The organism is Chitinophaga sp. Ak27, from assembly GCF_012726295.1.
Taxonomy (GTDB): domain Bacteria; phylum Bacteroidota; class Bacteroidia; order Chitinophagales; family Chitinophagaceae; genus Chitinophaga.
The window spans coordinates 107,031-130,400 of sequence record NZ_JABAOB010000013.1 but is presented as its reverse complement, the minus strand read 5'-3'; the positions used below and the strand labels follow the sequence as shown (position 1 = coordinate 130,400).

Here is a 23,370-nt window from a genome sequence, read left to right as displayed (position 1 = left end):
TAATGTGTATGGAATCTGATATTCGGGAAATCAAATCGTTAATGATTGAATTGCTGGAAACTGTTTCGAAAAAGCCCCGGCTAGCCGGGGGCGGTGAAATCATGTCTGTAAAGGAACTAGCGGATTTTCTCCGGTTGGATGTGAACACTATTTATAACAAGTGTGCAAAGGGGGAGATGCCACATTTCAGAATGGGGAAGCTATTGAAGTTTAAGAAGTCGGAGATACTGGATTGGGTGAAGGGATTGGAGAATGGTTCGGATTGTTCGGTGGATGAATATGTTACCAGGTATATGCAACAGAAGGTTTTTAAGAGTTAGTTTGAACTGTTCGGAATTTCCGAATGGTTAACTATTTCCATTTTGGAAATAGTTCAAAAGTCTGGTTGATGGGAGGAAGAAAGTCTTATTGATGCTAAGAAATTCGGAATTCCCGAATTTTTATGTTTGTTTACGTTTCTGGTGTTCGGTCTTACTGTAAAACGAATTTGGTCTACTGTAAAACAGATTATTTTGATAAAATATACTGTAAAACGATTGGATTGCATCCAGATCGCATTTAAAAAGGGAAAATTACATTGGGTATATTGCTCCGGTGTTTGTCGTCATCTTAAATGCAAGAGCTATGTAACGGAGAACGTTTTTAATTCAAATTGAGTTGTTGTTAAAAATGCAACAACTTGCTAATTCTATTACTCATAAAGCAATAGCATGCCCCAAACAAATATTGCCCAAAGGAAATATAGTGAAATACGAAAACGGGCCTTTGAGAGTTTTGTTAATATTCGCTTATTTCATTTTTTCATTGAGAGTCCGGCTATTCCAGAACCCAACATTGATGAACTGATTAAGCTTTCTGTTCGGAAGGAATTATACGATTTATACGCACGTTGTCACCAGATGGTTTCCTCTTTTCCTGTACCGAATTATCCCCATATTAAAATTGGGGAGCTGGACAAATTGTATAAGAATTGGTATGACAAAAATACTCAGCACATGTCTGCATTAGAGAAGGTATTTCAGGAACAGCATTTCTTTTCAAAAGAGGAATTCATTAAATTCTATGGTGCTGATGAAATTGATCGGTCTTGCACCTATTGTAAGGTTCTTGAATCCGAAATTAAAGAACTGGCGGAACATGGCTGGATCAAGACTAAGCGCCATCTTACAAGAGGAAAATTTATGGAATTAGATAGGAAAGATCCTTTTTTACCGTATACGAATGATAACATAGCTCTTTGTTGCTATTGGTGTAATAATGCAAAAACTGATGAATTTTCGATTGCTGAATTCGAGAGGATCGGAAGTGCGATAACTACAATTTGGAACGAGAGACTCAAAAAAATTAATAAACCGAAGAAATAGCGTAAACCTATTATTACATAACAAAAATTTTGAAAATGGGAACATGGAATGAAGGAAGTTTCGGAAATGATGGCGCGGGAGATTGGGTTATTGACTTAAGTAGAATGCCAACTCTTGAATTTATTAGAGAAACACTTCAGGCGTCAATCGATAATCCTGACAACGCGAATTTTAACGAGCCGGCCGTGGCCGCTGCAGAGGTAATATGTATCCTGGACGGTAAAATACCAGCAGATTACCATGAGGTTGCCCATAATCTGGAGCCGGTAATTGAAATATTAAAACAACAACAACAAATCTCTAATGAGCTAAGAGAATTGGCAATTAAGTGTATTGATATGATCGCCACCGATTCAGAAATGAAAGAATGCTGGGAGGGAGCTGAAGAGTGGGTAATCGAAATCAATAATTTAAAACATCGATTGGAGAATTAATTATTGGAATTTCCGAATATTGAATTATTTCAAAAAAGGAAATAGATCAATTAATAATAGCCTTTCTCTTGTATGTTCTTAATATGATTAATAAAATCAAGATATATAATTTATATTTAGATGAATAAGCAGATAAGTTTTAATACAATAATTCAAGACAATGCTAACCTTCAAACTATTAGACAAAATCTCAACAGATTATAGTGGTTATAATCAATTAGGTAAATTCTATAATTTTTGCTTAGCATATAATAATACAAAGATACATATTGATTTTACGAATATAGAATGGTTCGATGGTAACATGTGCGCATTGCTTTTAGCTATGCTATATAGCCTTGAACGTAGCAATAACTTGCTTTTTGAAACAGAATATGGAATTATAAAAGAAAAATTTAATGTGCTGTTTCGTAACGGATTTTTACGTGATAGTAATGAGATTGTAGACGACCGTAAAAGTACAGTTCCTGTTATGGCATTTGATTGTAACGCAAAGGATGAATTTTGCAACTATGTTGATCATGAACTACTTTCTCACAGGGGAATGCCAGATAATTTGGATAATAATTTAAAGGAGAGAATTTATGAGGATTTACTTGAGGTTTTCTGTAATACTAATCACCATGCAAACACTAAAGATCCTTTTTTTGTGGGGGGACAATATTATCCCAGGATAGGTATTCTGAAATTTAGCATGGTAGACTTGGGGGATGGATTTCTTAATCGTGTATCCAAAGCCACAGGAGGAGAGGTAACTTCACATCTTGAATCGATCATTTGGGCTTTAGCTGGAAATAGTAGTAAGTTAATTTTAGATCAAACACCTGGAAGTCTCGGTATAAGAAGTATGTATAAGTATTGTGCTGAAAATAAAGGAGTTATGCAAATTGTCTCTGGCGATGGTTTTTGGTCTTCTGAATACGCAAATACAATATTTGAGGAAGGAAGGGTCATTACATCACCCTTTAGGGGAACCACAATTAACTTAATATTTAAAAAATAAATCTCTTTTTTTCCACAAATGGAACTAATTTTGCACTAAGAATGTTTATATTTATACTAAAATATTTAGCATTTTAAAATATCGTTTATGAAAATTGTGGTTTCTGAAATACTAAAAAGTCCAATTGCTGCATTCCACAATGAAGGCTTAGAAGTTTTCTCGGCCCTAGAACAAGCATTCAAATCTCATCAATTAATGGAAATTTCCTTTGAGGGAATAAATCGTTGTTCAACCCAGTTTTTGAATGCATCAATTGGTAAGATGTATTTGTTATTTGACCCTAAGCAAATTGATAATTTGTTGAAAATTAATTTTGCTAGCCTTCCTCATTTAGCTGAAAAAATTGAAGAAGTTAAGGAAAATGCTATTAACTCAAAAGAATATGATTCTCTGATCGAGAATGCTATTGCCTAATGAGTTATAATATAAGAAGCATTGACAAAGTCACTATTGCATCAAAGAAATATTTCTTTGATGCAAACCTGTGGCTAATGATATTAAAGCCTCCTTTCAATTTGACAAAGAGAGAAATTAAATACTTGGATTTTTTTGAGAAATTTAAAAAGCATCACTCTTCTCCAAAGATAGTAGTAACCGCGTTGTTATTGTCTGAGATTATTAATAGATTTATTCGGGATGTTTCTTATAATAAGTTTTGCGCAACAAACGGAATAACCCCAGATAAAACCCATTATAAGTCTACTTATAGACTTACAAAAGAATATAAACAAGCATATATCTCTTTGTGTGATGATATAGAAACTTTTAGTCATTTATATGAGTTAGTAAATGATGATTGTGGAACAAAGATTCTAGGCTCAAGTATTCTAAAATCTCCACCTCTCAAATTAGACTTTAATGATTTGTATTATTGTTTATTAGCGAAGCAAAATGGATATATTATAGTAACAGATGACAGCGATTTTTTTGTAGAAGATGTTGAAATAATAACATATAATAATTCTCTGATAGAGAATGCTAATTATGTTATCGCTGAAAATGCAAGAAAGGCGGCTGCTAAGAAAAGCTAATGTAGAACTCAATCCCGAGAATTACACATAAAAAAGAGATTATATCTTCGTTATTTTGCATTTTAGCGAGACTGTAAAATAAACTGTGTCAAAGACTAAAAATTCAAGATCTTTAATACAGTTTTTTTATGGAACAAAAAGGAAAATTTGACTACGAAGAACTCAAACGGAAGACATTGGAGCAACTGCGCTCCGGTAAGTCCCTGTTTGGTAAAGATGGTGCTTTTGCGCCTCTGCTGAAAGATATTCTCGAAGCTGCCCTGGAGGGTGAGATGGAAGTTCATTTAGACGATGAAGAGAGGGCAAACGGAAATCGAAAGAACGGTAAAAACCGGAAACAGCTTAAAACAGCTGATGGAACTATCGAACTGGAGACGCCCCGTGACCGGGCAAGCAGCTTTGAGCCTCAGATTATCAAAAAGCGGGAGACCATCCTGGCTGAGAGCCTCGAAAGCAAGATTATCGGCATGTATGGTCATGGGATGAGCCTACGGGACATCTCTGCTCATATCAAAGATATGTACGATACCGATATTTCCGCAGCAACATTGTCTTCCATCACTGATAAAATTATCCCCCTTGTTAAAGAATGGCAGGCCCGTCCCCTGGAGCCACTGTATTGCATTATTTGGCTGGATGCGATGTTTTATAAAGTCAAAGAAGATGGCAAAGTAGTTAACCGCTGTGTTTACAATATCCTTGGAATAAACACTGATGGACGCAAAGAGTTGTTGGGCATGTATGTCTCGGAAAGTGAGGGAGCTAACTTCTGGTTGAGCGTCCTGGCCAATCTTCAACAGCGGGGTATATCTGATATACTTATTGCCTGTATTGACAATTTAAAAGGCTTTTCGGAGGCTATTACCACGATATTCCCCGCTACAGCGGTACAGAGCTGCGTAGTACATCAAATCCGTAATTCTATCAGGTACATAGCCAGTAAGGACCAGAAGGTATTTATGGCCGATTTAAAACCCGTTTATCAAGCGGTAAGCAAAGAAGAGGCGGAATCCCAGTTGGAGCAGCTGGATGACAAATGGGGCAAAAAGTATCCCGTTGTAATAGACTCCTGGCGCCGAAACTGGGATAAGCTCAGTACATACTTCCAATATTCTGAGGCTATCCGCAGACTCATCTACACCACTAATACCATAGAAGGGTTCCACCGACAGGTGCGTAAAGTGACCAAAACCAAAGGGGCCTTTACTTCCGATATGGCTTTGCTAAAACTAATTTATCTGGCTACCCAAAATATCCAAAAGAAGTGGACACAGCCCCTCCAGAACTGGAGCCTGACTGTGTCTCAGTTATCAATTATATTTGGTGAGCGGCTCAAATTACGATTGTAAATTAAATGTTGACACAGTTTATTTTACACTCCCATTTTAGCCCATTTAACTGGTAAATTTATACATTAACTTATAAGCAATGATGGCCCTCGACCAAGTTAAGGACGTGCCCTTTATTGTCAGAGTAAGAGAAACAAGCGCTTTCGTCCGAGAAATACCCTACAACGATCAGACGAAGAAATCCTCTCGTCTGACTATTGACTTTGATAAGCTTGCCAACCATGCTCTGCATAACCACTATTGTATTTCGTTTATAAGATGTCCGTTTCCGTTAAACTTCGATAGCCTGGTAAATCATTTTGACTGGTGCAGCCGGTATCTGTATTTCAACTTTGAGGAATCAATTCTTCGAATTGAAATATTTACAAAGATGAAAAACCAACATTATGATGATACAAAACTTGAATACTTGATTAAGTTGCTCAAGAAGTATCCTCAGGCATATCAATATGATTTGGATGATGCGGATCACAAACAGAAATGGGCTTTGCTGAAAAAATCCAATTTTCAAAAGAATGCAGACTTTTTAAGGATAGTGGAGAGGGACAAGGAACAAAGAGCAATGTTACTCGGCTATTTACGAACTCTTCAAGGAAAAACAGGGAAGGCGAAAATTACAGATGCTAATGGACAACCGGGCACCTCTTCTTCCAAACAATTGGATGTACCCACATCCGAAAAACGGGAAAGGGAAGCCAGCAGTTATAATTATCTGAAGTTAAATGAAGAACTCTCTCCGGCAACTTGCAAAGAAGTGGTTGATTTTTTATATACCGCCTTCCAACCTTACTTTCATATCCCTTACGATGTGGATACCTTTCGTAAAATATTTTGCAATGAAAACAGCCCCCTATTAGAGCTGATCAAAAAGGATAACTTCGATAATCAGTCTCTAAAAATCATCTTTCAGGTATTGAAGGATATAAAGGGACTTATCGTTTCCTGGCAGGTAATTGAAAAGAAAGTTCGGGTATTCAAGGCAAACGGAACCCCATTTTCCGGTTTTTCTGAGGTGAGTATGGGCAAGATTAACCCCAAGAAGCGTAAACAACAGGAGAAAGATATATCTCCCATCATTGAATTGATTAAGAAGGAGTTAGCTAACAATAAAAGAAAATAAGCAATCGCCATCCTACAAACAAAGTCCGGATTTTGCATGTTTTTTCCGGTATTTGCCTTAAACCGGCATTTTTTGCATTCATATTTGCTCTGAATCAATAGTGAAGAGATATGAGTGAGCAAATGCAATTTATTGGTTTCAGTATAGAGCAAGCAAGACTCTTTATTGAAAGTATCGTTAAGTCCTGCCTCCAGGAAAATAACCTATCCAAAGGTTTATCAGAAACACCGCTGAACATCCGGCAGGCTTGTAAAATTATAGGTGTTTCTGCCCCCACACTCCGGAAGTTCGTACAAATGTCCCTGATCCGCCGCCATGATCTGGGTGAGCGTAAGAAGGTGTTTTACCTGTCTGAGCTGGAGGAAGACATTAAGCGGATTCGATCCATGAACCAGAAACCCGAACGGGAAGATTAACCCTTTAACCCATCTCAAACTATTTTATGGCAACAAGTGATTTCCCCATTGCGGAGGCAAAACGGATAGACATGGTTGACTACCTGGCATCCCTTGGTTACCAGCCCCAGAAGATCCAAAGTCAGGATTATTGGTATTTATCTCCGTTCCGGGAAGAGAATACCGCCTCCTTTAAGGTTAACCGCAGACTGAATTTATTTTATGATTTTGGAATTGGTCAGGGAGGAAGTATTGTAGACTTTGGAATGTTGTTTCATCATTGTACCATTCCTGAGGTTTTGGAGAAGCTGCAATCTTTTCTTTCTTTTCACCGGCATCAGGTTATCTCTCAGCTTCCACCAGTGGAGCCAGCTCCCCAATTTTCCAGTGAAGAAAAAAAGATTCGGGTGATAAGGGATACGCCGATTGCTTCACCGGCCCTGCTCTACTATTTGGAATTGCGCTGTATTCCCCTGCAACTTGCTCGGCAGTTTTGCCGGGAAGTTAGGTACTCCCTTTATGGAAAGGATTATTACGCCATCGGGTTTAAAAATGATGCGGGTGGGTATGAATTGCGCAATCCTTATTTCAAGGGGAGTTCCAGCCCCAAGGCAACTACGTTTATTGATAACGGTGCATCTGAAGTATCCGTATATGAAGGCTTCTTCAGTTTTCTATCTTTCTTAACAAACCATCAAGGGAACAATCTTCCAGTGACTAATTACCTGGTACTAAATTCTTTATCCTTCTTTAAAAAGAGCCGGGAATTAATGGAGGGGCATCAAACTATTCATCTGTATTTGGATAGAGATAAGGCGGGTATTGCTCAAACACATCAGGCGTTAGCCCTGGATAAGAAATACCGCGATTGTAGTTATACATATGGGAACTACAAGGACCTGAATCAATTTCTCATCCATTCTAACCCTGCGGAAACCAACAAACGCCCACAAGACAACCTCAAAAAGCTACGCCCAGGTTAACATCAGAAAAAGGTGATGATCCTTTTCTTTTCACCGTAACCCACCCCTCTCAGGAGTAATTATTCAATTATTAAAAATCTCAAATTATGGCAGACTTCAGAAGAAAAACACTGCAATTAAGTTCTGGTAAGCAGATTAAGTTATTTGGAAACAGCATGGCTATCGGGAAATCATTAGAGCTTGGCGAAGGGTATCGTCCGAATATACTTGCCTGCAACGATGGGGTTTCGGAAAGTAATTCCCCCGCATCTGTGCATAATCCGTTCAGGTTAACCCGTGATGAACTGATAGAACTGGCGGATTATAACATTCAACTTTGGATGGACTTGAAAAAGAATATCTATAAATACGGTATAGATAACCCCATGATTTTTGAGATGGAGTTACCGCCTCAAAACAAATTAACTAAGCCCGGACCCAAGAAAAACGGACCTGAAGGGGAAGGTAAAAAGATTGCTTCTCCCAAATCAGACGACAAATTATAGCATAGGAAAACCATGCGGGCGGGAGCATATGGGTCTTGAGGTTCGGTATAGCCAGCTATGTTTTGGTAATACCAAAACCTCTGACCCACCACATGCTATCGCATTTGTGGGTAGGCTTTTTCATCCGCTGACAGGCGGATTCAATGAAATAAAATGAACTGAATCATGACGCAGAATGATAAGAAGCAGGGGAGTAAAGGAGGGCGTCCTTCAAAAGAAGTCAGGAAAAATATTATCCTGTCCTTCAAATGTTCAGCTTTTGAAAAGTTGGTCATTGCCCAAAAGGCAAAGGAATTAAACCTTAATATATCAGAGTATATCAGGCAGATGTCAGTAAATGGGAAGGTTGATCAGCAGGTTAAAGTATTCCCCGCCGAAGTATTGGCGCTATCCGGAACACTTAACCATATAGCCGCCAACATCAACCAGGTCGCCAAAAAGCGTAATAAGGATGAAGACTTATCAATGTTGGAGCGGGTAGACCTTCAACACCTGGTGCCGGTGCTAAAGGGAATTGCAGTGGAGATTAAAAATTATCTCAGGTGATCGGCACAGTAATTACCGGAAGTTCTTTTTATCATCTTATCAGTTATGTCCTGGAAGATAAAAAAGATTTGTCCGAAGAGGAGAAAAGAGAAAGGTCTTTAAGAGATGGTGTTCAGCACAAGGATAGAGCAGAAATACTAGCTTTTAATGATTGTTTCGGAGATAAGTATGAGATGGCAGAACAGTTTAGGGATGTAGCCCGCCTGAGTAAAAGAGTAGAAAAGGCTGCATTTCATCTTTCTATCAGATTGGCTGAAGGTGACCATCTGACCAAAGATCAGCTGATTGAGCTGGGGGAAGCATTGGTAAAGGAATTTAATGTTGCAGATCACCAGTACCTGATGGTTTTTCATAAAGATACCCGTGAGCAGCATTTTCATATAGTAGCGAATAGAGTAGGATATGACGGCAAAGCTGCAAGTGATAGCAACAGCTATAGGCGAATGGCAGCTTTTTGCCGAAAGCAGGAAGAGAAACTAGGGTTGACGCAAGTATTGAGTCCGAAGGCTTTTTTATCGAAAGACCAGCAATTAATTCCCCGACAGGATCAAAGAAGGACAAACCTGAAAGATCACATCCGGAATACTTTGAGGAAGGTGAATGATTACCCAGCCTTTGAAAAAGCTATGCACTCATTGGGTTATACCGTAATTAAAGGCAGAGGGATTTCATTTATTGACGGAAAAAAAGTAAAGATTAAAGGAAGCGATGTTGGGTTCCCCCTTTCAAAAATCGAGAGGATTCTATCTCTGAAAAAAGAGCTGGCGCATAAGCAACATGAGCAAAGGAATTTTGAATCACTTTCCCGAAAACAATCTGGGAAAAAAAATCACTATACCGATAATGACCGGCCCCAATATAATAGCGGTTCTTCCCCCGTGCCAGGGATTCAAAATTTAGCAAATCTTATTGAATGGTTATTACAACCTGAAATGACCGGCAATACTATTCCATATGAATTAACCCAGGAAGCATATGATCGGGAGCAGAAAAGAAAGAGGAAAAGACAATCTCATTGAAATCTTAAAAGTAACAAATCATGAATCAGATTATAGAGACACTAGCATCCAAAGTAGATGAACAGGAAAAGTTATTGCAGGATCTGGATGAAAAGGTAAAGGCTATTCCTGATAACTCAGGTAAGATTGCCGAGATCTGGAAGGGGATGCATGATACTTTCACTCAGCTTTCGCTACCTAAAGAAGAAGTAGTAGCGTTAACTGCTGCCTTATCTCAGAACATCCGGATAATGAAAACACCCCGGACAGAGAACCTAATACATCATCATCATTTGTCAAAGGTTATTTTTATAGTGATAGTTCTGGTAATAGTTGTTGCAGTCCTGAGTATGGGGTGGTATAATGCGGCTGATAACCTAAAACAGTATAAAGAAGCAGACACAAAATACCGCTTCCTGAAACTACAGGATAATAGATCAATTCAGCAATTATTAACCACTACCGACAGTCTATATTATCGGACTCCCGCCCTGCGGGATAGTGTACTACGACAGGAGCAATTGAAAAAAGACCGGCTTGAGATGCTGCGACTGGCTACTGAACAAGAACAGTCTGCCAGGGAGTTGAGGAAGAAAGCTGATGAGAGGAACCGGTAGTAGTTACGGTCTGAAATACCAGGTTTCCTGTGCAGTCTTACCAAATTGCTGAATATAGCTTTCATTAGCGTGAAGAATACATTCCAGATGTAGAACCGGGTTGCAGATTTTTAAACCAACTACCTGCAGCCCGGTATCATTACATTTTTTAAGAAATTCCGGTAGGTCCTCAATAGAAATAACATGTTTGCCGTGGGCAACTCCCCTGAAGCCTTCCAACCAATATATCTGTGTTAGATTATTTTGTGTCATACATTTCCTGGATTGCTACGCATCTGAAAATTAATCCATCTCTTTCTTCCATGTGGGATTCATGATAATGGCCATAATACCATTCCCTGCATCCGGCAGCTTTAAGATATGAGTAGATCTGGCTCATTATCTGTCGTTCGTTTTCCAGGTCAGTAGCCAGGTCTTTGCCAGCGGCCATCTCCTTAACAATAAAATTAAGGACGATGGGATCAAAGGTATAAGGCCATGTTTCTTTGGGAGCTATGTGCGAAATAGCGATGTCAATGCCTTGAGCGCATGCTGATTTTAGCAAAGCCTCATCAAACTGGATTTCTTCGTCCGGCCAGTAGTCGTTACCGGGCGTTCTGCTTAGACGATCAATGGATATGCCACCACCAATAAAAAAGACCCGTTGATTTTCTATCTCCAGTACTTCATAATCCTGTACTAGTTTGACGTTTCGAAGATTGAAGGTATCCCAATGATCCCAGAACCATTTATTATCATGATTGCCTCTCAATATGTACAGATGATTTTCTTTCTCCCTAAGAAATTTATCAATTTGAGACAATACTTTTATATCAAGCTCCTTATGCTGAAAGCCAAGCCCCCAGTCGCCAACCTGTATAAAGGCGGTTTTCTCCAGTCCGAATTTTTTGATCTTGTAAAGTATTTCCGGATAACCTCCATGAAGATCACCAATGATTACCATCCTGATATTGTATTAGATGAAAGTTAATATGTTGCTAAAGTAATTATTTATAATCCTGGATATGTCTAGTCCTGGAAGTTATTTGTTTTCTGGTGTATTATCAGTAACCTGATTTCTAAGCAAGTAAGTAACTTCAATCATTCTTTCCATGTCTATGTATAGTTCTGCTGTTCCTAATGGATCAATATTGCCCATAAGCAGATTTTTAATAAATCCATTCCATAGATGTTTTCTAAAGCTTTGAAGGGAATATCTTTTCCAGAAATCAGTAATTACCAATTGTGGGTTATTGATTTCTTGTTTGTTAAGCCGGAATGGCCGTTGGCTGTAGTCATCTTCTATTTCAGAAGAGTTGACTATTGGGTTATAATTTTTCATAATTGTTGGAGGTTAGGTGAATAATAAAGAACCTTAATCGTATATAGCCTTCAATGTTTCTGGTACGGTTGCATGATGAGCCATGTACCCTGTAATTGTATATACCCCTTATATGGATACCATAAAGGGAAGATATTTAGTGAGTGCACATGAAGCCTCACTCTACGGGTGTACAAGCACCCTCAAATATTTTACTAGCCAGAAGAATTATTCTACAATTAAGTTAATCCCAGCTTTGTAGGCCTTGTAGGCTATTTTTTGCCGTAGTCCGCTATAATTCCAGTTTCGCATAACAAATTTTTCTTCTTTTGCCAGGTCTTCTGTTTCATGTTGGCCCACCAGAATAAGTGTTGCCGCTTGATGCTTAATACAAAGGTCTATCAGTCGTTTGCTATAAACATGTAGTTTATAGTTGACATACCTTTTTTCCGCATCGCAGAAGCTATTTACCTTTTGGCGCATCCGTGTCTTACCGTTTTTAGTCCTGTTAAAGCTTGATGATTTCTGACAGCGTCTGATAGCTTCTTGGATAGCCAGCCTGCGATAAAGAAAATCTTCTTTTGTGCCTATTCGATATTGGTAGCTGTTGATTTTTACGACCACTGGGATTTCTATGGAAAGTGAAGCTTCCGCTATCACCTCAGGGTTTAGATTGTCCACCTGCTTATCAAATTGGAAAACCGCCAGAAGATAAATCTTACTATCATCTAATTGCAATGAGCTATTACAAAGCTTATAAGCACCATCTATAGCTTTCTTCCACATACAATACTTGTCATCCAGAACCTTTCCGAAATAGGTTCTAAAATGAAGCCCATAGAGAGAGAAAGTATAGTTTCTACTTTGGTCAATGGGCCGGATTTTGGTTAAAGCTCCAGCCGGTATGGGTATCGGGATATTACGCCTATAGTTCCTCAGTGACCTATCTCCTTTCCAGTATGCTTCTTTTTCCCTGTTGTAGGTGGATACAAGGGTCTTATTAAGAGACGAGAGTATTGCCATTGGTATTTCCTGTTTATATCGTTTGCTGAGGAACTGATAGGTGGTATTGGTTTTAGAGGTGGTTAATATCCCATCCGGATCTTTGTGAACGTCAGTCAACTTAACCTTTGTATCATCTTTCAGATAGAACAGTTCCTTTATCTGGTCCTGAATAAAGTGATGGGTAGATATTTGATTGGCCGCCCGAAAACAGAAATGTTGCCATTGCCACAGCGTCTCCCAGGTTGCATGTCTTACTTGGTCGTCACCACTGTTGATAAGTAACTGGATTCTACGCGTAAGAGTGATTTTTCTTGTTTCCATGTTTGCGAATCTTTTGTAAGGTTTGATTGGCTAAAATGTACTGATTAACTACATCGGCTAATGGCCTGTTCGTTTCCCGAGAAATCCTGTCAAAGCTGTATTTGCCCTGATGCCGTAACTTATATATCTGGGCCTGGTCTGGTGTTAAATGTGCTGTGTAGTTATCTTGATGGTTCTTTCTAACGGTGGTTTGCTTTTGCGGAGGTGCCAGCAGCATTGATTTTAGGGATTCAATGCTTTCCTGAATTTCTGTTGTGATATGCTGGTATGGAGCGGCAAACCGTCTGGCTATTTCTTTATAGTTAAGGCCATAGAGCATATAAAGCCTTATAATGGTTTGTCTGTTGGCCGGTAAATATGGAATGGCCTTTTCTATTCTTTCCAGGCGTTCAAGATTTTTCTCTGACAGATGGGTACATTCTGCTTCTTCCTCTGGGTTAAAGGATGCGTAATGGCTATTCTCAAGAAATTCGAGATGCATAAAGCCGCGATGGAATTTACTAACCTTCTTTCGGAGGTATTCGTAGCATCCCCACCGGACACATAGGCGGATGAACCGGAAAAGATGCAGCATGGAGGTCATTCGGGTTCTGAAATCCCAGGCCCGGAGGAAGGCTTCCTGGAGGATGGAGTTTATGACAAATGAGTCCTCAATTATGCGCCTGGCATAATAGAAGACTCCTTTGTAAAGATTGTTATAAATATAATTAAGCCCCGTCTCGTCACCTCGTTGGAATAATTGAAAGAAATAGCTGTTTTGATGCGTGTTACTGGTAATGTATAAATTCATGGTACGCAGATTACGGTAATACATGAAATATTAATAAAGCCGTAAATAGGACTGCTACCACTATATTTAGAAAAAGAGGCGTGGGGTAGTCCCTATGGTGCTGAAGGGCTGCGACACCCTGAACCCCAATAAGAACGCCCACGCCTTTACCTTTAAAGATATAAAGGAAAACGTGAGCGATTTACCTTATTTTCTCGGGTTCGTGAAAGGTCGCAGTTTTCAGCACGAGAATAAAGCAAATACGCTTTATAAATTATATTATAGAATTAGTTATTTCTAAGATTAACTTTCATACTTAAAAAGTTCATATTAGGGTTAAAAATAAATAAAAATTCTGTATTTCGGAAATTTAATTCATTTAAATGCAATTTTAGTTCTGTTTTGTGACATTTTTGATTTAAAATGAGCTTATAGTAGTTTCATATATTGCCATTTCAATGTTGAATTTCGCTAATAAAATGGTTGAAAAAAGAGTGCTTAATAGAATTAAGAGTGTCCTTGCAGACAAAGGGAAAACCAATATCTGGCTCGCTGAAAAGTTAGGAAAGAACAAGACAACAATATCCAAGTGGTGTACAAATGATCAACAACCTACCCTTGATACGTTATTTGACATCGCGCTAGTTTTGGATGTAGATGTACGTGATTTATTGATATCGACTAAAGCATAGATTTTTATATTTTAGCATTGTGAATAATATATATGCTTCAAGGCATAAAGTATTGACCCTGAAATGATAAATCAAACCTTATAACATCCTATTGTAATTCCTTTTATTTAAAATAGGGAATTTGTTATATTCCCTTTAAATATTTTAAATATTGAATAGTTCAAAGAAACTTGCTGACCTAAAAAAGCAACTTACTGCTGAAATTCAGAAAACGAATTCTGATAGTAACATTATTCTGCAGCTATCAAATCAAATAGCTAATTATGACGAAACCAATATTAGGTTTTCGGTGGATGCAGGAATAATAAATAGACTAGGTAAAGAGCTTGTCGGGCGACAAGAAACTGCGGTATCTGAGCTGGTAAAAAATGCTTATGATGCCGATGCCACTGAAGTTAAGCTAATATTTGAGAATACTTTCGAAGCCGGAGGCTCATTGCATATTGAAGATGATGGGATAGGTATGACAAGATATCAGTTGATTAATGGATTTATGCGGATATCTGCAACAGATAAAATACATAATCCTCAATCCCCCAAATTTGATAGAATAAGAGCTGGAAGGAAGGGTATTGGCCGATTTGCAACCCAAAGGTTAGGTGAAAGACTTACAATTGTGACGCAGACTTCTGATTCTGAAAAAGCGTTAAAATTATCAATTAATTGGAATCAATTTGAAACCGATTCAGATTTATTTTCAATTTCAAATTCTATTACTCTAGTTGATAAAATAAAGGATGAAGGTACAGATTTGATAATTGAGGGGTTGCGCGATTTATGGTCCGATTCGATGATAAAAAGGGTTTATCGGTATACTTCTGAGTTATTGCAACCGTTTCCATTAAGCAAGAGAACAAAAGATGGGAAAAGCAACTCTGTTGATCCTGGATTTAAAAGTGTCTATTTCAGGAGGGAAAAGAGTGGACTAATTAAAATTGCTGATGAACAACAGGCATTCCTTTCCCATGCATTGGCAGAAATTGAAGGTCATGTTAATCACCAGGGAGAAGGAAAATGGTATTTGAAAAGTGAAAAATTGAGTTTCCAGAGAAAAGGGTTCCCAATTGGGAAGGAGAAGGAAAATTCTAAATCTCAATACAAATTTATTAAAGATGTGCGTTTCAAGGCATATTACTTTATATATGATAATTCATTAATTCCCCCGCAGATCATGACCTTTATTAAAAGCGTCGCAAATGATAGGGGAGGAATAAGACTTTATCGGAACGGCTTTAGGGTTTTACCGTATGGAGAAAACGGAAATGATTGGATTAAATTAGACGAATCAACTAGAAGACGCACGTACATCGTTCCTCATCAAAATATAAGCTTTTTTGGTTTTGTTGAAGTTGATGGTGAAACAGCTAACTTATTTGATGAAACATCAAGTAGAGAAGGTGTTGATGAAAACGAAGCATTCCAGGAATTGGTTGATTTTGTATATAGATCAATTACTAGTGCCGTCTTAAAAGTCGCGGAACTTCGCCATAGAAAGGGAATTGCTTCACAAAAGGATTGGAAAAAAAGTGATGATTTGACTCCCAGTGAAAAAGTAGACAGGGCGCTTGTAAGAATAAAGGAGATTTTCAATGAAAAACCAATATCAACTAATACTAAAGATAACAAAGATGGTATAGTGGTTGAAAATGAGAATAAATTTAATTCAGCGTTCGAGGAGTTAATTGAAAATCGGGAAATTGAAAAACAGGAAAAGGATATATTAATTGAAGAAATTAATATGCTTCGTATTTTGGCCGGTTTAGGATTAGTAATTGGAGAATTTGTACATGAGGTAAAGAGATTCTTACCAGGATTTAATACGGATATTTCCTATCTGAAAAGAGTAGTTAAAGAATTTTCAGAAGCTCTATATAGAGTAGAAAGGCTGGAAACCAATATCAAATCATTTACTGCTTATTCATCCTATTTTGATAAAGCAATTTCAAGGAATGTATTTCGTGAATTGGAGCCAATAGAAATTCGAGATGCGGTAAATGACTTTAGAAGTGTCGTTAGTAATGATTTAAACAGGGCTGGTATTGTTTTGGAAAAGCCGTTGTATGAAGGCTATGACCTTTATACTGTTGCCATGCATCCATCGGAATGGGCCTCTATACTTTTTAACTTTTACACCAATTCTAAAAAGGCCATTAGACGAAATGGGAAGCCTGGTAAATTATTTATAAAAGCTGGCAGATATCAGGGTAAGATTTTTCTGGAGTTTTCGGATAACGGCGACGGTATCCCTAAAGGAAATGAAGAAAGAATTTTTAATGCATTTTATACGACTGCTTCTGCATCAGGGCATAATTCTACTGAAATAGAATTTATGACTGGAACTGGATTAGGGCTAAAAATTGTAAAAGATATTGTTGAAAGTTATGGAGGAGATATTTTCGTAACTGAACCAGAGGCCGGATTTAATACCTGCCTGAGGGTAGAAATTCCTGAAAATAAAGAATTGATAAAATGAGCGCAATGAAATATTTATATATAGACGATGAAAATGACACATCAGTTGAATCCGTTAGAGATGGATTTAATGATCAAGAACTAATTAACGTTATTGTGCAGCAGCCTAAAGACTTTAAAACTCAAAAAAATGAGTTGACTAAGATTTTACCTGAGTTTGACGGTCTCATCTTAGATTTGAGATTGGATCAAAATATGACATTAGATGTTTCATATAATGCACCTTCTATTGCACAAGAATTAAGAACAGTAATGTCAGATCCAACAAGTGGTGTAAAAGCTTGTCCAATTATTCTGTGCTCTACAGATGAAAGAATGAGGGCTACATATGACGCGGATGTAACTAGTCATAATCTTTTTGACTATAAGTTTTTAAAAGGAAGTGATCCTAATTGGCCTAAGTTTTCACAGAAGCTCCATTCTCTTGCCACAGGTTATAAATGGTTAAATGAGGGAGGTCGAACGATTCAAGAAATTTTTGGTCGCGATGAATTTAAAGCTGTAGATCCCAGAATCTTTGAAAGATTTGCTATCGGTAAAACTACAGTTTATGAGTATGCTCATTTTATTGAAAAAGAGATGTTTAATCATCCAGGAGCTTTGATTAAGGAACGGGTACTTGCTTCAAGATTAGGTGTTAATATAGAAGATTCGGGAGATGCTTGGGTCAATCTTCGTGATGGAGTGTTTTCTGAAACACTTTATAAAGGTCTTTTTTCAACTGGTTGGACGAGATGGTGGGCGGACAAGGTCGTAGATTTATTCAAGCAAATTTCCAATGGTAAAAGATTGGCTGCTCTAACAGGTCCAGAGCGACTAGCGATTATCGAGAATATGACAGGAATACAGGGTTTGGTACCCGCTCTGCCTATTGCAGATTGTCAGAGCCTGAATTTTTGGACTATATGTGAAGGTAATAAAATGCCTTTAGATCCTTTAGAAGGGTTTAGAGTATATGAGTCTAAAGAGGTTAAGCCTTGGCAAGAACCCAAATATATTTCCCTTAATTCAATCTTATCAAGAGAATATGAATCTAAGGGCTTAAGACCGCATCCATCTGAGAATGAGAGAATTCAGTTAATAAAGGAAAGTTTGACTAAATGATGAAAATAGAACAATTTCGACAGGCAAGGGCTGATGACCTAAGGAATGCTGCAAGAGTTCTGGAAAAAGAATTGGGTGTAAATACATCACCTATATATATAGCTGCTGAAGCCTTGAAAAATGAAACACCTAAACTTAAAGATGGTACAACTAACGGCAATTTTTGGGGCTATGAAATATCTGATTTAATAATTCCGGTTGATACTGTTAAACATGTACGTCCCAAAGGTGTAGATGGAGGAAAGGTAGAGTTGTCTTTAAATATGAAGCTGATTGCAGATTATACAGTATGGGATAACTTAAACGATCCAATGTTGGAGTTGAATTTTAATGTATCAGTTAGAGGGCTTAGTAGTTCTGGATCACATTATTTCTGTCTGCATATTGATCGACATGACCTGTCTTTGCATGCTGATGAGCCGCATCCCGTATATCATCTCCAGTATACCACTAATCCTAAGAGAGATGAAGGTTTTGATTATGGTCATACGTTATTCTTAGATACACCAAGAATCATTCATCATCCCGTAGATTTTATATTAGGTATTGGATTTTTGACTACGAATTTTTTCCCCTTAGCTTTTGATCAGATTATGGACGATGGCTATTTTTTGAGTCTTTATAAACGTTATCAAGAGAAAATTATGCAACCTTATTTTCAGACTCTTGCAAGTCATTGGAACTATAGTGCTCAAAATGTTATTTGGAAAACCTCTACCAGCTTATGTCCAAGCCTACTTTAAAGAATACCGTTTTACGTTTTTTTAAAAAAAATGATTTAAGAGACACTCAGACTGTTGATAAATTGCTGGTATCCTCTTTTCTTCAAGCGAATGGGTTGAAGCTTAAAAATAATAAGCTGATTTTAGATTATACAATTTCCAAAAAAGATAAACATAATTTTGATATCTTAACTAAGCTAAATGAACTGATTGCTAGTGAGCATAAAGTATTTGTGCTTGAGGATTTAATATCAATTTTCGAATCAGTTATCTCTCCTCTTGATAAAATTGTCACCGGTGCCGTTTATACGCCGAAATCAATTCGCGAGTTTATAATTACTAATACATTCAAAACAACAATCATAAAGATTCAGAGTGCAAAGGTCGCTGATATAGCATGTGGTTGTGGAAGCTTTCTTTTGGATGCAGCAAAAGCAATCAGAAAAAAAAGTAAAAAAACATACTCTAATATTTACAAAGACAATATTTTTGGGCTTGATATCCAAGAGTATTCAATCCAAAGAACCAAAATATTATTGTCACTACTTGCACTTATTGATGGAGAGGATGTCATAAAATTTCAATTTAATTTATTTCAAGGGGATGCCCTCAACTTTAAGTGGATTGATGTTATTGATCAGTTTACTGGATTTGATATTATAATTGGAAATCCGCCTTATGTTTGCTCAAAGAATATCCCCGAAATTACAAAACAATATTTGTTTGATTGGGATGTTTGCAAAACCGGAAGGCCTGATCTATATATTCCTTTTTTTCAGATAGGAATCGAAAATTTATGTAAGAAAGGTGTTTTAGGATATATTACTATGAATACCTTCTTTAAAAGTGTTAATGGTCGTGCGTTAAGAGAATATTTTCAGACCAATAAATTTAAATTTCAAATTATTGATTTTGGAAGTCAACAGGTCTTTAATAGCAAGTCTACTTATACATGCATTTGTCTAATTGGAAATTTCAGTTCTCCCTATTTGGAGTATACAATGAATGATCCTAATGCTTTAAATGAAATTGGACAATTTAGTCAATTAAGGTACGATGATTTCGATTATAAGGTAGGCTGGAATCTTCAGGATACTGAGGTCATCAGGAAAATTGAAAATATTGGTAGACCTTTTGGCGAGCTTTATAATACTAAGACAGGCATAGCGACATTAAAGAATGATGTCTATATATTTACTCCTGTCAAAGAATCGAAAGAGTTTTACTATTTTGAGAATGGGAGGACTTTTGAGATTGAAAAGGGAATTTGCTTAGATATTATCAATTCAAATAAGTTAACTCAAGTAGATGATATTAGTCTTGTATTGGAGAAAATAATTTTTCCATATTATTTTAATGGAGGCCATGCAAAGCTTTATACTGAGAGGGAGTTAAAGAACAGGTTCCCCAAAGCATATAAATATCTGAAATCTCAAAAGGACTTTTTGGCAACCCGTGATAGAGGCTTGGGAGACTATGAAAATTGGTTTGCTTATGGGAGAAATCAATCATTGGAAAAAATGAAGAATAAACTTTTATTTCCGCATATCGCATCGCGTACTCCAAATTTTGTAAAAAGTACAGATGAAAATTTGTTGTTTTATAATGGGTTGGCTGTTTTAGCTGAAAATGAAATTGAACTTCTTTTTCTTCAAAAATTGTTGGGATCTGATTTGTTTTGGTACTATATTAATCGCACCAGTAAACCATATGGATCAGGATATTTTTCACTAAGTCGCAACTATATAAAATCTTTTGGGATAGCTCCTTTTACCGAAAATGAAAAGATTAGCCTTATCAATGAGACTGATCCTAAAAAATGGAATAAGTTAATAAATGAAGCTTATGGAGTTTTATTTCCAGCTTTATGAAAACTAATATCTTTGTTTTAGCTAGTAATGACAGAGAAAAGGTGTAGCGCTTTAGGTTGGTATGTTATTAAAGTAATATTTGTAATAACTTAAGGAACGAACAGCTTTACGTCTCGTTTTGAACTGTATAATTTTATTATTGGTATTAAATAGCAATTTACAATAATCCTTCATGACTGATTTTGCAATTAAAACATATTCGTTAAGGACTCTTAAAAGGAAATTTGATAGTAAAGTATTCGCTATTCCTGAAATTCAGAGAAGCTATGTCTGGAATAAAGATTCAATCTGTAAACTAATGGATAGTATTTTCCGAAATTATCCTATTGGTATTGCTCTTGTTTGGGATGTACCGCCTTCAAAAGCCATGAGTATAAGGCCTAATAGCAAAACTATTGTACCTCCTTTTAACAAAAAAAGAGCTAGCGCTGAGTTAATAATTGATGGTCAACAGCGATTATCAACACTATATGGGATATTGAAAGGGTTATCCAGTAAAGAAGAAGCTGGATCTAAAATTAATTTCTCGGAAATTTTTTTTGACTGTAGAAGGGAAAGTGAAAAGAGGTTTGTATTTAATAGATCGTATGATGAGAACACGAAAGGATTTGTCAGATTGACAGATTTAATTAATAATCGTCCTTCGGAGTTGAATAAACAGCTAACATTAAAAAAATGGGAGCTAGAGCAAGTACAGCTTTGTTATGAGGCATTTCATAGTTATAAATTTTATGTTTTAAGTTTTAAAGGATTCGATTTTGAAGATGTAAGAGAAATTTTTATTCGAGTTAATTCTGCTGGAATGACAATTACCAGAGCAGATAATTTATTTGCTTTGGCTACAAATGTTAATCTTAGAGATCATCTCTTGGAGACAAGAAGAGGACTCCAATATGGCTTTAATAATATTTCAATTGATTCCATGCAAAATGCTATAGCATTGATTTATGGAGCAGAGAGAATTGGAGGCTCAGGGTTCAAATCATTTCTTAAAAGTATTGAGGATACCAACGCAGCCGAGAAGAATTTTTTAAGAAAATGGAAGAGTATTGAGTATGGATATACCCAAGCGGTTGATTTCTTAGTTTCCCAGTTTCACATAAAGACTTTAAAGGATCTACCATCGCAAAATATCTTTTCTATGTTGGCTTTCTTCTTTGCGGAAAACGGGAAGCGTGCGAATCCTCTTCAGATTAAACAGATTAAAAAGTGGTTTTGGTACACCTGCTGTGCGGAGAGATATTCAGGAAGAGGGTTCAATAAGAATATTCCAATTGATATCAAATTTTTCAAGTTATTATGCAATGAAGCTTCAGTTAATTATGAAGTTACAGCAAAAGTTAATGTTTATGACTTTTTAAGAGCGGACTATAGGATAAACAGTGGCCCAACGGCGGCATATTATCTTATGCTTTTTAACAAGAAGCCGCTTTATCTGCATAATGGACATGAAATTTTGTTACACAATGTGTCCTCAGTATCAAATAGAAAAGATCGGCATCATATTTTTCCTAGTGCGTTATTGACACGTAATTCTGTAAACGAGAAATGGGCAAATAGTATTACTAATATATGTTTTTTGGAGTCAGACGAAAATCAATCTATTGGGAGTAGCCACCCGAAGAACTATCTTTTGAAATATAAAGGGCAAAGACATTTTTCAAAAGTGATGAACTCTCACCTTTTGAATGTGAGTAAAAATAGCCCGCTTTGGATGAATGATGTAAAAATTGGTTTTGTTAACTTTATAAATCTTAGAGGGAAAGCAATAATTACAGAAATCGAAAAATTAGCAGGAGTGGAGATCTTCGAAAAATTTGAATATATAAAACGTATCTAGATGTTAACTTTTAGTGTCCAATTTAGCTGAGTGAATTCATACGATAAATTCTTAATTCGTTTGTACCTTTTTGTACCTCCTCCTCTCAAACCCAACACCACAGCCAATTTCATCTGCCTGTATCGGGAAATAGGGGCTTTCTTATACTAAATTATTCCCTTACACGCACAAAACTACAGGAATGGTACACCAATGTAGGATTGAGAGACAAAGCCAAGTTCCATAACTGGCGGCGCAAACACCCTACAGACCTTATTGAGAAAGGAGAAGATATATATGTTGTCAGCGAAATGCTGATCATAAACATGTGAAAACCCACCCAAATTTATGCCTAAGTATCTGATGTAATCAGGGTTAAAGCCGCCAACAAGGTTATTTATGATCACTTGAACTGAGGAATATAGCTTTAATTGAACAACGATTATTGTGTATGGAATCTGATATCCGGAAGATCAAATCGTTAAGGATTGAATTGGTGTAAACTGTTCCGAAAAAGCCACGGCCAGCCGGTGGCGGTGAAATCATGTCTGTAAAGGAACTGGCGGATTTTCTCCGGCTGGATGCGAACACTATTTATAACAAGTGTGCGAAGGGGGAGATGCCGCATTTTAGAATGGGAAAGTTGTTGAAGTTTGAAAGTCGGAGATATTAGATTGGGTGAAGGGGCTAGAGAAGGGGTGGGATTGTTCGGTGGATGAATATGTTACTAGGTATATGCAGCAGAAGGTTTTTAAGAGTTAGTTTGAACTGTTCGGAATTTCCGAATGGTTAACTATTTCCAAAATGGAAACAATTCGGGAAGTGATGATACAAGCTACTCAAGTTAAGAAATTCGGAATTTCCGAATATAAAGTCCTTGTTTACGTTTTGGTTAGTGTTTACGATTCGTAAACAATGTAAAAATGTAAACATGGAAGCTGGAATAATCGCTCGAAACGGCTATTGTAGC

Annotated in this window: 25 protein-coding genes; 21 read left to right on the top strand and 4 right to left on the bottom strand. The window is 37.0% G+C overall.

What is annotated here, in order from left to right:
• Positions 1–8 precede the first annotated feature (8 nt).
• From HGH90_RS30585 to HGH90_RS30520, 14 genes are all read left to right on the top strand, one after another.
• Positions 9–320 carry a helix-turn-helix domain-containing protein gene (locus HGH90_RS30585; protein ID WP_169192714.1) on the top strand — a complete coding sequence of 104 codons (312 nt, stop codon included), beginning with the start codon at positions 9–11 and terminating at the stop codon, positions 318–320.
• Positions 321–710: 390 nt separating this feature from the next.
• Positions 711–1,364, top strand: coding sequence for a hypothetical protein (locus HGH90_RS30580; protein ID WP_169192713.1), 654 nt, complete (start codon positions 711–713; stop codon positions 1,362–1,364).
• A 35-nt stretch (positions 1,365–1,399) separates the two neighbouring features.
• Entirely contained in the window at positions 1,400–1,798 is a 399-nt protein-coding gene (locus tag HGH90_RS30575) for a DUF4259 domain-containing protein (RefSeq protein WP_169192712.1), read from the top strand.
• 160 nt (positions 1,799–1,958) lie between these two features.
• Entirely contained in the window at positions 1,959–2,801 is an 843-nt protein-coding gene (locus HGH90_RS30570; protein WP_169192711.1) for a hypothetical protein, read from the top strand.
• An 87-nt stretch (positions 2,802–2,888) separates the two neighbouring features.
• On the top strand, positions 2,889–3,215 hold the full coding sequence (locus tag HGH90_RS30565; RefSeq protein WP_169192710.1) for an STAS-like domain-containing protein: 327 nt from the start codon (positions 2,889–2,891) through the stop codon (positions 3,213–3,215).
• 101 nt (positions 3,216–3,316) lie between these two features.
• The gene (locus HGH90_RS30560) at positions 3,317–3,832 is read left to right on the top strand and encodes a hypothetical protein (protein WP_169192709.1); all 516 of its coding nucleotides are present in this window, start codon (positions 3,317–3,319) and stop codon (positions 3,830–3,832) included.
• 128 nt (positions 3,833–3,960) lie between these two features.
• On the top strand, positions 3,961–5,181 hold the full coding sequence (locus HGH90_RS30555) for an IS256 family transposase (protein WP_169192708.1): 1,221 nt from the start codon (positions 3,961–3,963) through the stop codon (positions 5,179–5,181).
• Between the two features lie 370 nt (positions 5,182–5,551).
• Positions 5,552–6,301 (top strand): hypothetical protein, encoded by a 750-nt coding sequence (locus HGH90_RS30550; protein WP_169192707.1) that lies wholly within the window; start codon positions 5,552–5,554, stop codon positions 6,299–6,301.
• Between the two features lie 110 nt (positions 6,302–6,411).
• Positions 6,412–6,717: a hypothetical protein gene (locus HGH90_RS30545; protein WP_169192706.1), complete on the top strand. Its 306-nt coding sequence runs from the start codon at positions 6,412–6,414 to the stop codon at positions 6,715–6,717.
• A 26-nt stretch (positions 6,718–6,743) separates the two neighbouring features.
• Positions 6,744–7,679 carry a CHC2 zinc finger domain-containing protein gene (locus HGH90_RS30540; RefSeq protein WP_169192705.1) on the top strand — a complete coding sequence of 312 codons (936 nt, stop codon included), beginning with the start codon at positions 6,744–6,746 and terminating at the stop codon, positions 7,677–7,679.
• Positions 7,680–7,765: 86 nt separating this feature from the next.
• Positions 7,766–8,164, top strand: coding sequence for a hypothetical protein (locus HGH90_RS30535; protein ID WP_169192704.1), 399 nt, complete (start codon positions 7,766–7,768; stop codon positions 8,162–8,164).
• A 165-nt stretch (positions 8,165–8,329) separates the two neighbouring features.
• Positions 8,330–8,710 carry a plasmid mobilization protein gene (locus tag HGH90_RS30530; RefSeq protein WP_169192703.1) on the top strand — a complete coding sequence of 127 codons (381 nt, stop codon included), beginning with the start codon at positions 8,330–8,332 and terminating at the stop codon, positions 8,708–8,710.
• Positions 8,707–9,729: a relaxase/mobilization nuclease domain-containing protein gene (locus HGH90_RS30525; protein WP_169192702.1), complete on the top strand. Its 1,023-nt coding sequence runs from the start codon at positions 8,707–8,709 to the stop codon at positions 9,727–9,729. Before HGH90_RS30530 ends, HGH90_RS30525 begins: the two co-directional genes overlap by 4 nt.
• Positions 9,730–9,749: 20 nt before the next feature.
• A complete protein-coding gene (locus tag HGH90_RS30520) occupies positions 9,750–10,325 on the top strand; it encodes a hypothetical protein (protein WP_169192701.1) in 576 nt (191 codons plus the stop codon).
• Between the two features lie 238 nt (positions 10,326–10,563).
• Here HGH90_RS30520 and HGH90_RS30515 read toward each other — a convergent pair whose 3' ends face one another.
• The 4 genes from HGH90_RS30515 to HGH90_RS30500 all read right to left on the bottom strand — a co-directional run bounded on the left by HGH90_RS30515 (position 10,564) and on the right by HGH90_RS30500 (position 13,741).
• Complete coding sequence (locus tag HGH90_RS30515; RefSeq protein WP_169192700.1) at positions 10,564–11,268, bottom strand: metallophosphoesterase; 705 nt, start codon at positions 11,266–11,268, stop codon at positions 10,564–10,566.
• A 78-nt stretch (positions 11,269–11,346) separates the two neighbouring features.
• On the bottom strand, positions 11,347–11,646 hold the full coding sequence (locus tag HGH90_RS30510) for a hypothetical protein (protein WP_169192699.1): 300 nt from the start codon (positions 11,644–11,646) through the stop codon (positions 11,347–11,349).
• 207 nt (positions 11,647–11,853) lie between these two features.
• Positions 11,854–12,951, bottom strand: coding sequence for a hypothetical protein (locus HGH90_RS30505; RefSeq protein ID WP_169192698.1), 1,098 nt, complete (start codon positions 12,949–12,951; stop codon positions 11,854–11,856).
• Positions 12,920–13,741: an RNA polymerase sigma factor gene (locus tag HGH90_RS30500; RefSeq protein ID WP_169192697.1), complete on the bottom strand. Its 822-nt coding sequence runs from the start codon at positions 13,739–13,741 to the stop codon at positions 12,920–12,922. The genes HGH90_RS30505 and HGH90_RS30500 overlap by 32 nt, the downstream gene beginning before the upstream one ends.
• A 437-nt stretch (positions 13,742–14,178) precedes the next feature.
• Here HGH90_RS30500 and HGH90_RS30495 point away from each other — a divergent pair, with 437 nt between their 5' ends.
• From HGH90_RS30495 to HGH90_RS32325, 7 genes are all read left to right on the top strand, one after another.
• Positions 14,179–14,412 carry a helix-turn-helix transcriptional regulator gene (locus HGH90_RS30495; RefSeq protein WP_317166193.1) on the top strand — a complete coding sequence of 78 codons (234 nt, stop codon included), beginning with the start codon at positions 14,179–14,181 and terminating at the stop codon, positions 14,410–14,412.
• Between the two features lie 151 nt (positions 14,413–14,563).
• Positions 14,564–16,885 carry a sensor histidine kinase gene (locus HGH90_RS30490; protein ID WP_169192696.1) on the top strand — a complete coding sequence of 774 codons (2,322 nt, stop codon included), beginning with the start codon at positions 14,564–14,566 and terminating at the stop codon, positions 16,883–16,885.
• 5 nt (positions 16,886–16,890) lie between these two features.
• Positions 16,891–17,988 carry a hypothetical protein gene (locus HGH90_RS30485; protein WP_169192695.1) on the top strand — a complete coding sequence of 366 codons (1,098 nt, stop codon included), beginning with the start codon at positions 16,891–16,893 and terminating at the stop codon, positions 17,986–17,988.
• The gene (locus HGH90_RS30480) at positions 17,985–18,731 is read left to right on the top strand and encodes a hypothetical protein (RefSeq protein ID WP_169192694.1); all 747 of its coding nucleotides are present in this window, start codon (positions 17,985–17,987) and stop codon (positions 18,729–18,731) included. The genes HGH90_RS30485 and HGH90_RS30480 overlap by 4 nt, the downstream gene beginning before the upstream one ends.
• A complete protein-coding gene (locus tag HGH90_RS30475) occupies positions 18,713–20,581 on the top strand; it encodes a class I SAM-dependent DNA methyltransferase (protein WP_169192693.1) in 1,869 nt (622 codons plus the stop codon). The genes HGH90_RS30480 and HGH90_RS30475 overlap by 19 nt, the downstream gene beginning before the upstream one ends.
• Before the next feature lie 172 nt (positions 20,582–20,753).
• Positions 20,754–22,421, top strand: a complete 1,668-nt coding sequence (locus HGH90_RS30470) for a DUF262 domain-containing protein (protein ID WP_169192692.1) — start codon at positions 20,754–20,756, stop codon at positions 22,419–22,421.
• Positions 22,422–22,944: 523 nt separating this feature from the next.
• Positions 22,945–23,073: a helix-turn-helix domain-containing protein gene (locus HGH90_RS32325; protein ID WP_169192691.1), complete on the top strand. Its 129-nt coding sequence runs from the start codon at positions 22,945–22,947 to the stop codon at positions 23,071–23,073.
• Positions 23,074–23,370 lie beyond the last annotated feature (297 nt).

Coding starts and splice junctions, on each gene's coding strand:
- HGH90_RS30570 (WP_169192711.1), top strand. CDS start 1,959: ATGCTAACCTTCAAACTATTAGACAAAATCTCAACAGATTATAGTGGT.
- HGH90_RS30550 (WP_169192707.1), top strand. CDS start 5,552: ATGAAAAACCAACATTATGATGATACAAAACTTGAATACTTGATTAAG.
- HGH90_RS30545 (WP_169192706.1), top strand. CDS start 6,412: ATGAGTGAGCAAATGCAATTTATTGGTTTCAGTATAGAGCAAGCAAGA.
- HGH90_RS30505 (WP_169192698.1), bottom strand. CDS start 12,951: ATGGAAACAAGAAAAATCACTCTTACGCGTAGAATCCAGTTACTTATC.
- HGH90_RS30565 (WP_169192710.1), top strand. CDS start 2,889: ATGAAAATTGTGGTTTCTGAAATACTAAAAAGTCCAATTGCTGCATTC.
- HGH90_RS32325 (WP_169192691.1), top strand. CDS start 22,945: ATGTCTGTAAAGGAACTGGCGGATTTTCTCCGGCTGGATGCGAACACT.
- HGH90_RS30520 (WP_169192701.1), top strand. CDS start 9,750: ATGAATCAGATTATAGAGACACTAGCATCCAAAGTAGATGAACAGGAA.
- HGH90_RS30575 (WP_169192712.1), top strand. CDS start 1,400: ATGGGAACATGGAATGAAGGAAGTTTCGGAAATGATGGCGCGGGAGAT.
- HGH90_RS30510 (WP_169192699.1), bottom strand. CDS start 11,646: ATGAAAAATTATAACCCAATAGTCAACTCTTCTGAAATAGAAGATGAC.
- HGH90_RS30500 (WP_169192697.1), bottom strand. CDS start 13,741: ATGAATTTATACATTACCAGTAACACGCATCAAAACAGCTATTTCTTT.
- HGH90_RS30585 (WP_169192714.1), top strand. CDS start 9: ATGGAATCTGATATTCGGGAAATCAAATCGTTAATGATTGAATTGCTG.
- HGH90_RS30480 (WP_169192694.1), top strand. CDS start 17,985: ATGATGAAAATAGAACAATTTCGACAGGCAAGGGCTGATGACCTAAGG.
- HGH90_RS30540 (WP_169192705.1), top strand. CDS start 6,744: ATGGCAACAAGTGATTTCCCCATTGCGGAGGCAAAACGGATAGACATG.
- HGH90_RS30580 (WP_169192713.1), top strand. CDS start 711: ATGCCCCAAACAAATATTGCCCAAAGGAAATATAGTGAAATACGAAAA.
- HGH90_RS30470 (WP_169192692.1), top strand. CDS start 20,754: ATGACTGATTTTGCAATTAAAACATATTCGTTAAGGACTCTTAAAAGG.
- HGH90_RS30535 (WP_169192704.1), top strand. CDS start 7,766: ATGGCAGACTTCAGAAGAAAAACACTGCAATTAAGTTCTGGTAAGCAG.
- HGH90_RS30475 (WP_169192693.1), top strand. CDS start 18,713: ATGTCCAAGCCTACTTTAAAGAATACCGTTTTACGTTTTTTTAAAAAA.
- HGH90_RS30530 (WP_169192703.1), top strand. CDS start 8,330: ATGACGCAGAATGATAAGAAGCAGGGGAGTAAAGGAGGGCGTCCTTCA.
- HGH90_RS30555 (WP_169192708.1), top strand. CDS start 3,961: ATGGAACAAAAAGGAAAATTTGACTACGAAGAACTCAAACGGAAGACA.
- HGH90_RS30495 (WP_317166193.1), top strand. CDS start 14,179: ATGTTGAATTTCGCTAATAAAATGGTTGAAAAAAGAGTGCTTAATAGA.
- HGH90_RS30515 (WP_169192700.1), bottom strand. CDS start 11,268: ATGGTAATCATTGGTGATCTTCATGGAGGTTATCCGGAAATACTTTAC.
- HGH90_RS30485 (WP_169192695.1), top strand. CDS start 16,891: ATGAAATATTTATATATAGACGATGAAAATGACACATCAGTTGAATCC.